This window comes from uncultured Nitratireductor sp. (assembly GCF_913053745.1).
Taxonomy (GTDB): Bacteria; Pseudomonadota; Alphaproteobacteria; order Rhizobiales; family Rhizobiaceae; genus Nitratireductor.
Genome location: NZ_CAJXGF010000144.1, coordinates 1 through 10,743 on the forward strand (window position 1 = coordinate 1; position 10,743 = coordinate 10,743).

Consider the following 10,743-nt stretch of genomic DNA (forward strand, 5'->3'; position numbering starts at 1 on the left):
GCAAATTCCGGCTCGCCTATGTGGTGCGTGCGGTGACGCCGGGCGTCTACACGCATCCGGCGGCGAGCGTTGAGGATATGTACCGTCCGCAGCTCTCCGCCCGCACGGCCACGGGCTTCATGGAGATCTTGGGACGGTAGGCGGCGATGAAGACACGTCGACATATGCGTCGGATCGCCATGGCCGCTGGCCTTGCGGCTCTGCTCGCTCTCGGCGGTGCGGCAACGCTCGACCGGCTCGATGCAGCCTATCCGCCGCCGCTCGATCCGGCGCCGCTTTCGGTGGAGGTTCTCGACCGCGACGGGGCGCTGTTGCGGGCCTATGCGGCATCCGACGGGCGCTGGCGTCTGCCGGCGGATATCGACACGCTCGACCCGCAGTTTCTGAACATGCTCATCGCCTATGAGGACAAACGCTTTTGGTCGCATTCCGGCATCGATCTGCGTGCTGTCGGCCGCGCCGCGTTGCAACTTTTTTGGAACGGGCGCATCGTTTCGGGCGCCTCGACATTGTCGATGCAGCTTGCTCGCCTGATCGAGCCGCGCCAGGCGCGCAGTTTTACGGCCAAGTTTCACCAGATCGTGCGCGCCCTGCAGATTGAACGCCGGCTCTCCAAGCGTGAGATTCTGGAACGTTATCTGACACTCGCTCCCTATGGCGGCAATCTGGAGGGTGTGCGTGCGGCCAGCCTTGCATGGTTCGGCAAGGAGCCCCATAAGCTCGGGCTGGCTGAGGCGGCTCTTCTTGTCGCCCTGCCGCAATCGCCGGAAGCGCGCCGGCCCGACCGAAACCCGAAAACGGCAAAAGCCGCGCGCGATCGCGTGCTCGCCCGCATGGCGGGAGCTGGCGTCATCATCGAAAGCGAGGTCGCGCGCGCCTCGGAGGCGAATCTTGCCGGGCGACGTCTGCCCATGCCGACCTATGCCGCGCATCTGGCCGACGCTGTGGTGAAAGCGCAGCCCGGCAGGCGCGTGCACCGTCTTACGATCAGCCGCAAAGCCCAGGTCGATTTAGAGGCCGTTGCCGCGAAAGCCGCCCGTGGACTGGGCCCGCGCGTTTCCGTGGCGATGGTGCTTGCCGATGCGCGGACCGGCGCTGTGATCGCGCGCGTCGGATCGGCGGGTTATTTCAATGCCGCGCGGGACGGCTGGGTCGATATGAGCGTGGCCCAGCGCTCGCCAGGCTCCACACTCAAACCCTTCATCTACGGTCTCGCCTTCGAGGAGGGGCTGGTGATGCAGGAAACGATGATCGAGGACCGGCCCGGCAATTTCTCGGGCTATCGCCCACGCAATTTCGACATGGCCTATCAGGGCGATGTCTCGGTGCGCATGGCCTTGCAGATGTCGCTCAACGTGCCGGCGATCCGGCTGCTCGATGCGGTGGGACCGGTGCGGCTGGTGGCGCGCATGCGGCAGGCCGGTGTTCCGCCTGCTCTGCCGCCGGGCGAGGTCCCGGGTCTCGCCATCGGCCTTGGTGGCGCGGGGCTGTCGCTTGAAGGGCTGGTGCAGCTTTATGGTGGGCTTGCCAATCGCGGACGGGTGCGCGAGCTGCATTATCTGGAGGATGCAGAGATTGCCGCGCATCCTCCTTCCGTACTCACGCCGCAGGCCGTCTGGCAGGTCGCCGATATCCTTTCCGGTGTCGCGCCACCCGAGGGGGCGCCGCGTCTCGGCATCGCCTACAAGACAGGCACGTCTTATGGCTACCGCGACGCCTGGTCGGTGGGCTATGACGGACGGCATGTGCTGGGTGTGTGGGCGGGGCGGCCCGATGGCGGCTCGGTTCCGGGGTTGACCGGCTATCTGGCAGCCGCCCCCATCCTGTTCGAGGCATTTTCACGTTCGGGCATCGGCATTGCCCCCTTCCCGCCGGCACCGGCTGGCGCGATCCGGCTTGCCGCTTCCGACCTTCCCTATCCGATGCGCCGGTTTTCCGTCTCGGGCAATGCCTTTCGCGCCGATGCCCCGGTGGAGCCGGCGCCCGAAATCGTGTTTCCGCCACAAGGCGCGCGGATCGATGTGGGACTTGCGCGCGGCGCGCGTGTCATGCCGCTGGCGCTCAAGATCAATGGCGGCCGCGCGCCATTCCGCTGGTTGGCCAACGGCGAGCCCCTGCCGGACGCCTATCGGCGACGCAAGGCGAATTGGGTTCCCGATGGCGGCGGCGCATCGACCCTGACTGTGATCGACGCTGTCGGTCGTTCGGCCAGCGTCGACGTTTTTCTCGAATAGTTCAGGCGGCGTCCGCCAGGGCTTTCAGAACCGTTTCGCGCATGGGCATCGGAGCGACTGCGCCAAAGCCCTGCGTGGAAAGGGCAGCGGCTGCATTGGCGTAGCGCGCCGCTTCGAACGGATCGCCATGGCGATTGAGCTCGGCGAGGAAATTGCCGTCGAACGTGTCGCCGGCGCCCGTGGCGTCCACGGCGCTGACCTTGATGCCGGGCACGCGACGGCGCTCGTTCGGCGTCGCCACGAGACAGCCATCCTTGCCGAGCGTCAGCGCGACGATGCCTGCGCCAAGACCCAGATAATGATCTGCGATGGCGTCCGGATCGCTGATGCCGATCAGTTGTTCCGCATCCTCCAGTCCGGGAAGCGCGATGTCGGCTTTGCGCATGGCGGCTTCGGTGAGCGCACGGGCGCGCTCCAGTGGCCACAGTTTCAGGCGTAGGTTGGTATCGAACGAAACTTTCGTGCCTGCGGCCCGCGCCACGTCGATCGCCTCGAAGGCGGCATCGGTGGCATCGGCGCTGATCGCCATCGATATGCCGGACAGATGGAGAATCTCGGCGTTTTCTATGGCACTGCGCGGCAGGTCGCGGGCAGTAACGCGGCTCGCCGCGGAGCCTTTGCGCAGATAGGAGAACACATGGCCGTTTTCGCCATGGCTAACGAAATAGATGCCTGTATGGGCATCCGGATTGCGCAGGACATGGCTGGCGTTCACGCCGTTATCGGCCCAGAGCTGCATCAGGCTGTCGCCGAATTCGTCTGCTCCGAGCGCGGTGAAAAAGCCGACGGAAGCGCCCGCCCGCGCGGCCGCGATGGCGCAGTTGGAAGTATCGCCGCCATGGCCGAAGAGATAGCGGCCCGTCTCGTCCACCTGGTTGAACTCGATCAAGGGCTCGCCCATGCAGATGATGTTCAGATGGCTCATGTCGGCATTGTCCTTCCCTGAATGCAGCGCGCTTCTCTTTAAGCGATTGCGCGGCATTGGTGAATGTCTGGCGTGAGAAGTTTTTCGCACCGGGCGGGTTGCGGGAGGTCGGGCGGGCGAGCCGCCGCCTCGCGGTTCGCGGAATTCCGTCCCTAACGGGCGCCGCGTCCGAACAGGACCGTGCCGATCGTCGACAATATGATGAGCGTATCCAGATCGAACGACAGGTGCTTGATGTAATAGAGATCGTAGGAAAGTTTGTTGATTTCTTCCTGCGTGGTGCCGGCATAGCCGGAATTCACCTGCGCCCAGCCGGTGATGCCCGGCAGCACCATGGTGCGGTGAATGAATTTTGGCTCTGCGGCTTCACTTGCCTGTGCGACGTACTCCGCGACCGGACGCGGTCCCACCAGGCTCATCTCACCACGCCAGATATTGATGAGCTGGGGAAGTTCGTCCAATCGCAGTCGGCGCAGCAGGTGGCAGCCCCTGATGATCCGGTCGTCGTTCGGTCGCGTCGCACCGCCCTGCCGGCCGTGATACATCGTGCGGAACTTCAGCATGTTGAAGGGACGTCCGCCGTATCCTCGGCGGGTCTGCACGAAAATGGCCGGGCCGCCATCCAGGGTTCGGATATAAAGCCAGATCAGAAAGCCCAGGGGGATCGTTATCGGGGCTGTGACGATGACGGCGACAAGATCGAGTGCCCGCTTGGCCTTGGAATAATAGATCTGGCTGGGCGTATAGGCGAGGTGCGACACGTCGAACGCGCCGACATCGACACGGCCTTCGCGCAGTTCGAGGAAGTTGAACCAGGGGGTCACGTCTGCCCCGACCATGTAGGCTTTGGTCAGGAATGCCGACCATTCGGGGTTGTGGTGGGTTTTCGTGTCGATCAGTATCCGGTCGTAAGCGCCTATATCGGTTGTCTTATCGCTGACGATGGCGACATCGCCTGCCAGTCTCGTGGCAACCTGACCGGCCTTGGGAAAATCGAGCAGGGCAACGCGGTCTTCCAGAGATCGATGGAGCCGCAGATTGGCGACGATCATTGCCACGGTGGCGACGGCATAGGCCGTCAGAAGCGCCGTATAGCTTACGGGAATGCGCAGGCCGGACAGAACGGCCACGGCCACATTGAAGCAAACGAACGTGACGAATATGGCGACGGTGAAGGTGTTTCTCTGCCGACGGAATCCAAGCAGTGCAAACGCGACCACGAAAGGCAGCGTGAACAGGACCGTGCAGACGATTGCCAGATTGTCCCAGTCGCTCCGCGTGGCGTTCAGAATGAAGGCCGCATAGACGAGGCATTGCAGAATGGCTGCTGCGAGGATTTCCGGCAGCATGGGACGGAAATTTCTCAACAGCCGTTGTTTGCGCAAGGATGCGCCGTGTTGGAGAACGTCTTCCAGATCCGGGCTTGTCTCTGCTGGGCCGTGCTTCAGAATACGCCTGGCGTTGCGATTGGCGGGGCGGTCATCGCCGCCCGTTGGTTTGGACGCGTCGTTCAACGTAAATTCTTGCCCCGCGCTTAACAGCCCAGTGAATGCGCTTTGCCACGCTTGACCCGGCTGCGCAACCGATGATTCCCGCTCATCCTTTGATGCAAGCGCCAATCAGTCATCCGGGTGCGAACCCGATTCGAATGATCTTAGCGGTTGAAACCGCCGCTGTCCTCTTGTGCAACACTTTGCGTGTCAAATTGTGACGTTGGCATTTACGTTTCACGCCCGAGGCTCTATCACGCCGGACTGTGTCGTTGTTCTTGTGATTTCATGTATCGTCAAGCCTATATCTTTCTTTGTCTGACCACACTCTTCTGGGGTGGCAATGCCGTGGCCAGTCGGCTTGCGGTCGGGCATGTATCGCCGATGATGCTGACAACGCTTCGTTGGATCATCGGTTCCGCGCTGCTCGCCCTCTTCGCTTGGCCGCATCTGCGGCGCGACTGGCCGGAAATACGGCAAAACTTGCCTTTGCTGGCCATGCTGGGGGCGTTGGGCTTTACCGGCTTCAACGCCATTTTCTACAGCTCCGCCCAGTTTACCTCCGCGATCAACATCGCGATCGAGCAGGGTGCGGTGCCAATGGTGATCTTTGTCGCCAACTTCCTGCTGTTTCGGCAGCGGGTGAGCCCTCTGCAGCTTGCCGGTTTCATTCTGTCTCTGGTCGGCGTGGCGCTGGTGGCCAGCCACGGGGAGTTTTCCCGGCTTCTGGAGCTCGACGTCAATTTCGGCGATGCTCTGATGCTTGTCGCCGTCCTCCTTTATGCGGGATACACGGTGGGCCTGCGATTGAAGCCGAACATCCACTGGCTGAGCCTGATGTTCATGCTCTCCGTCTTCGCGCTCCTGGCTTCCCTGCCGCTGGTGGGTTGGGAGGTGGCGACGGATCGCCTTATCGTCCCGGACTTTCAGGGCTGGATGGTGGTGCTCTACGTTGTGCTGTTTCCCTCGATCTTCGCACAGACGCTTTATATTCGCGGCAACGAGTTGATCGGTGGCAATCGGGCTGGGCTGTTCATCAATCTGGTGCCGATATTCGGCACGCTTTTGTCGATCGTCGTCCTGCGCGAAGCCTTCTTCACTTATCATGCCGTCGCGCTTTTTCTGGTGCTCGGGGGCATATGGCTTGCGGAGCATGGCGGCCGGAAGATGGCCTCCCGACAAGCGAATGCCGGCGCATAGCGCCGGCATGGATTTTCGAAACGTGTCTGCCGTTTCCGACAGGGTGCGCCGCTTAAGCGGCCACGTCGAATGACAATGGTTTCGCCGACAGAATGACGTCGGTCGCGCGCAACTCCTTGAGAACGTCCGTCGGGAAGGGCGCATCCAGATAAAGCAGGGCGATCGCATCGCCGCCCGGCCGGTTTCGGCCGAGTTGGAAGTTGGCGATGTTGACCTGATGTTTGGCGCAGATCGAACCCAGCAGACCGATGATGCCCGGCACGTCGTAATTGGTCGTGTAGAGCATGTGTTGGCCGACCTCGGCATCCAGATTGATGCCCTTGATCTGGATGAAGCGCGGCTTGCCGTCGGAAAACACCGTGCCCGCGATGGTACGCGTCTTCTCGGAGGTCTTCACCGTCAGCTTGATGTAGCCGTCGAACACGCCCGACTTGTCGCGCTTGACCTCGGACAGGATGATGCCGCGCTCCTTGGCCATGATCGGGGCTGAAACCATGTTCACGTCGGCCACCTGCGGGCGGATGAGACCGGCAAGGGCGGCGCTGATGAGTGCCCGGCGGTTCATCTCGGTGGTGGAGCCGTCGAACAGGATCTCGACTTCATCGATGGCTTCGTCGGTCACCTGGCCGACGAAAGCCCCCAGCACTTCCGCCAGCTTGATGAAAGGCTTCAGGCGCGGGGCTTCCTCGGCGCTGATTGAGGGCATGTTGATCGCGTTCGTGACCGCGCCCTTGGTCAGGTAATCCGCCATTTGCTCGGCCACCTGGATGGCGACGTTTTCCTGCGCCTCGCTGGTCGATGCACCCAGATGCGGCGTGCACACCACGTTCGGCATGTCGAACAGCGGGTTCTCCGTTGCCGGTTCCGTTTCGAACACGTCGATGCCGGCACCCGCCACCTTGCCGGATTTCAGGCCTTCCACGAGATCCGCCTCGATCACCAGGCCGCCACGGGCGCAATTGATGATGCGCACGCCCTTTTTCATCTTGGCGATGGCGGTTTTGTCGATGACGCCACGCGTCTTGTCGGTCAGCGGGGTATGCAGTGTGATGAAGTCGGCGCGCTTGAAGAGTTCGTCGAGCTCGACTTTCTCGACACCCAGTTCCGAGGCGCGTTCCGCCGAGAGGAACGGGTCGAAGGCCACCACATGCATTTTCAGGCCGATGGCGCGCATGGCGACCACGGAACCGATATTGCCGCAACCGATCACGCCCAGTGTCTTGCCGGTGATTTCGACACCCATGAAGCGGTTCTTTTCCCATTTGCCGGCATGGGTCGACGTGTTGGCTTCGGGAATCTGGCGCGCCACGGCAAACAGCATGGCGATGGCGTGTTCGGCGGTGGTGATGGAATTGCCGAACGGCGTGTTCATCACGATGATGCCGCGTCGCGATGCGGCCGGAATGTCGACATTGTCGACGCCGATGCCGGCACGGCCAACCACTTTCAGATTGGTGGCGTTGTTGATCAGCTTCTCGGTGACCTTGGTCGCCGAGCGGATGGCGAGGCCGTCATACTGATCGATGACGGATAGAAGCTTTTCCTTGTCCTTGCCGAGTTCGGGCAGATAATCCACCTCAACGCCGCGTTCCTTGAAAATTTCGACGGCGGTGGGCGACAGTTTGTCGGATACGAGTACGCGGGGCGCCATAGCGGCCTCCTGTTTCACAAAATGAAATTGGGAAAGGCGGCTCCGCAGTCGGAGCCGAGAGTACAGCGTCAGGCTGCCGCCTGTAGGCTTGCTTTCTGGGCCTGAAACGCCCAGTCGAGCCACGGCATCAGCGCTTCCAGATCGGAGGCCTCGACCGTTGCTCCGGCCCAGATCCGCAGGCCCGGGGGCGCATCGCGGTAATGGCCGACGTCATGGGCGACGCCCTGCTTGGCCAGAGACGAAACCATGCCTTTGGCGAACGCCGCCTGTTCGGCTGCACCGAGCGCGGCGATCTCGGGATCGACGATCGACAGGCAGACCGAGGTGTTGGAGCGCGTCGCCGGCACCTTCGCCAGATGATCGATCCAGTCGCTCTTGCGCACGAATTCGTCGATCACGGCGAAATTCGCATTGGCACGGTCGACGAGCCCGTCGAGGCCGCCGATGGATTTCGCCCAGTTCAGTGCGTCAAGATAGTCTTCCACACACAGCATCGAGGGCGTGTTGATGGTTTCGCCGCGGAAGATGCCCTCGATCAGCTTGCCGCCCTTGGTCAGGCGGAAGATCTTGGGCAGCGGCCATGCGGGCGTGTAGCTTTCCAGCCGTTCCACGGCGCGCGGCGAAAGGATGATGACGCCATGGGCGCCTTCACCGCCAAGCACTTTCTGCCAGGAGAAGGTGACCACATCGAGCTTGTCGAAGGGCAGGCGCTGCGCGAAGGCCGCCGATGTGGCGTCGCAGATGGTCAGGCCCGCGCGGTTTGCCGGAATGAAATTGCCGTCAGGCACACGCACGCCGGAAGTGGTACCGTTCCAGGTGAAGACGACATCGCGGTCAAAATCGATGGAGCCGAGATCCGGCAGATCGCCATAATCGGCTTCGATGCGGCGCACATCGTCGAGTTTCAGCTGCTTGACCACATCGGTGACCCATCCGGCACCGAAGGATTCCCAGGCAACCATGTCGACGCCGCGTTCGCCCAGAAGCGACCAGAGCGCCATCTCGACGGCGCCGGTGTCGGAGGCGGGCACGATGCCGATACGATAATCGTCCGGCACCTGCAGAACTTCACGGGTAAGATCGATGGCCTCTGCCAGTTTCGCCTTGCCGATGGAAGAACGATGCGACCGGCCAAGGGGCGCGTCGGCGAGCGCGTCAAGCGACCAGCCGGGACGTTTTGTGCAGGGACCTGAGGAAAAATGCGTATTGGCCGGACGGTTGTCCGGCGTGGGGAGTGTGCTCATGATGTTTCCTATCCTTCCAGATAGCACGCCTCTCGGTGGGGAGAGGTGGCCCACGGACGGAGTTACGCCGTTCCGGTTTTTGCGTCAAGTGGCGTGTGGTCGCCTTTGCCGGCGGGGAAAAGGGGCCGCTGTGGCGCGAGACGGTTCCCACCGGGGCCTTGAGGCTCTATAGAGGCGTTTCGTTTTCTGAAGTCATCCAGGCGGGGGACCCGCCGGACGTTGCGCCGGGAAGGACGTTTTCATGGCAAATGTGGTGGTTGTCGGCTCGCAGTGGGGCGACGAGGGCAAGGGCAAGATCGTTGACTGGCTGTCCGAGCGCGCCGACGTGGTGGCGCGTTTCCAGGGCGGTCACAATGCCGGCCACACCCTCGTCATCGACGGCGTGAGCTACAAGCTGTCGCTGCTGCCTTCCGGTGTCGTCCGTCCGGGCAAGCTTTCGGTTATCGGCAACGGCGTCGTTTTCGATCCGCATGCCTTCGTCGCCGAGATGGACCGGCTCGCGGAACAGGGTGTCGAGGTGACGCCGGACCGGCTGAAAATTGCCGAGAACACGGCCATGATCCTGTCGCTGCACCGGGAGCTCGACGGTTTCCGCGAGGATGCGGCCTCCAACTCCGGAACGAAGATCGGAACCACCCGTCGCGGCATCGGTCCGGCCTATGAAGACAAGGTCGGCCGCCGTGCGATCCGGGTCATGGACCTGGCCAACACCGACACGCTGCCGATGAAGATCGACCGGCTGCTCACGCACCATAACGCCCTGCGCCGCGGTCTTGGGCACGACGAAGTCTCGCATGGCGCGATCATGGACGAACTCACCTCGGTGGCCGACAAGATTCTTCCCTATGTGGATCGGGTCTGGAAGATTCTCGAGGATGCGCGCCGCGCCGGTCAACGCATCCTGTTCGAAGGTGCGCAGGGTACCATGCTCGACATCGACCACGGCACCTATCCCTTCGTCACGTCCTCCAACACGATTGCCGGACAGGCTGCCACGGGCTCCGGTCTCGGGCCGGGCTCTATCGATTACGTACTCGGCATTACCAAGGCCTACACGACCCGCGTCGGCGAGGGACCGTTCCCGACCGAACAGGACAATGAGGTCGGCGAGTTCCTTGGCACGCGGGGCCATGAGTTTGGCACGGTGACGGGCCGCAAGCGCCGCTGCGGCTGGTTCGATGCGGTTCTGGTGCGTCAGGCCGTGGTCGCCAACGGCATGAACGGTATCGCGCTGACCAAGCTCGACGTTCTCGACGGCATGGACGAGATCAAGATTTGCACGGGCTACCGGCTTGATGGCGAGCTGATCGACTATCTGCCGGCGGGCCAGGGCGCGCAGGCGCGCCTCGAGCCAGTCTACGAAACGCTGGAAGGCTGGAAGGGCACCACCAAGGGTGCACGCAAGTGGACCGACCTTCCCGCACAGGCTGTCAAGTATGTTCGCCACGTCGAAGAACTGATCGGCGCGCCGGTGGCGATTCTCTCCACCAGTCCCGAACGCGAAGACGCCATACTTGTGACCGATCCTTTTCAGGACTAGTTTCGCGGACAGAACTGCTTTGCGTGTCCGTGGGGCGGCTGCGCGTTCAAGAAGTAAAACAGGTTTGATAAGGTATGGCGGATTTTTCTGCGGTTCTGAAGAAGACGATCGAGGCGTTGTCGGAAAACACTCCGGCGGCGCGCGAGCGCATTTATCAGAAAGCCCGGACGACGATCGAAACCAAGCTCGCCGGTATGGATCCCGCGCCCTCCGCTGCGGTGGCCGATCGCCAGCGCAAGCTCCTGGCGGATGCAATCGCCAAGGTCGAGGCCGATTATGCGCCTCCGCCCGAGCCGGAAGAACCCGCGCAGGACGATCTCGATCAGATTTTTGCGGAACTCGACGTCGACCCCGTCAAGCCCAGCGAGCCGGTTTCGCCCGCGCTCGAGGCCGAACCGCCCGTTCCCGAGCAGACGCCGGAGCCTCATGAAACCGGCGCGCCGGAACCGGCGGAAAGCG

The 10,743-nt window shown here is 62.6% G+C and carries 8 protein-coding genes and 1 pseudogene; 5 read left to right on the forward strand and 4 right to left on the reverse strand.

Annotated elements, in window-relative coordinates; genetic code table 11:
* Both QZ638_RS23380 and pbpC read left to right on the forward strand, forming a co-directional pair.
* The coding region (locus QZ638_RS23380) for a hypothetical protein (protein WP_366936259.1) at positions 1–140 on the forward strand (140 nt) is incomplete at its 5' end.
* Positions 141–164: 24 nt separating this feature from the next.
* Entirely contained in the window at positions 165–2,234 is a 2,070-nt protein-coding gene (gene pbpC / locus QZ638_RS19010; protein ID WP_295813479.1) for a penicillin-binding protein 1C, read from the forward strand.
* A gap of 1 nt (position 2,235) precedes the next feature.
* Here pbpC and QZ638_RS19015 read toward each other — a convergent pair whose 3' ends face one another.
* Together QZ638_RS19015 and QZ638_RS19020 are read right to left on the reverse strand one after the other, a co-directional pair.
* Positions 2,236–3,159 (reverse strand): sugar kinase, encoded by a 924-nt coding sequence (locus tag QZ638_RS19015; protein ID WP_295813473.1) that lies wholly within the window; start codon positions 3,157–3,159, stop codon positions 2,236–2,238.
* Positions 3,160–3,311: 152 nt separating this feature from the next.
* The gene (locus QZ638_RS19020) at positions 3,312–4,673 is read right to left on the reverse strand and encodes a sugar transferase (RefSeq protein WP_295813474.1); all 1,362 of its coding nucleotides are present in this window, start codon (positions 4,671–4,673) and stop codon (positions 3,312–3,314) included.
* A 264-nt stretch (positions 4,674–4,937) separates the two neighbouring features.
* On the opposite strand from QZ638_RS19020, the gene QZ638_RS19025 reads away from it, so the two are divergent.
* Positions 4,938–5,849 carry a DMT family transporter gene (locus QZ638_RS19025; RefSeq protein ID WP_295813475.1) on the forward strand — a complete coding sequence of 304 codons (912 nt, stop codon included), beginning with the start codon at positions 4,938–4,940 and terminating at the stop codon, positions 5,847–5,849.
* A gap of 52 nt (positions 5,850–5,901) precedes the next feature.
* Here the strand turns inward: QZ638_RS19025 and serA are convergent, their stop codons facing one another.
* Both serA and QZ638_RS19035 read right to left on the reverse strand, forming a co-directional pair.
* A complete protein-coding gene (gene serA, locus QZ638_RS19030) occupies positions 5,902–7,500 on the reverse strand; it encodes a phosphoglycerate dehydrogenase (protein ID WP_295813476.1) in 1,599 nt (532 codons plus the stop codon).
* A gap of 68 nt (positions 7,501–7,568) precedes the next feature.
* Positions 7,569–8,744, reverse strand: a complete 1,176-nt coding sequence (locus QZ638_RS19035) for a phosphoserine transaminase (RefSeq protein WP_295813477.1) — start codon at positions 8,742–8,744, stop codon at positions 7,569–7,571.
* 241 nt (positions 8,745–8,985) lie between these two features.
* Here QZ638_RS19035 and QZ638_RS19040 point away from each other — a divergent pair, with 241 nt between their 5' ends.
* Together QZ638_RS19040 and QZ638_RS19045 are read left to right on the forward strand one after the other, a co-directional pair.
* Positions 8,986–10,284 carry an adenylosuccinate synthase gene (locus QZ638_RS19040; protein ID WP_295813478.1) on the forward strand — a complete coding sequence of 433 codons (1,299 nt, stop codon included), beginning with the start codon at positions 8,986–8,988 and terminating at the stop codon, positions 10,282–10,284.
* 74 nt (positions 10,285–10,358) lie between these two features.
* Positions 10,359–10,743 (forward strand): annotated as a pseudogene (locus tag QZ638_RS19045) (hypothetical protein); the annotation flags it as partial.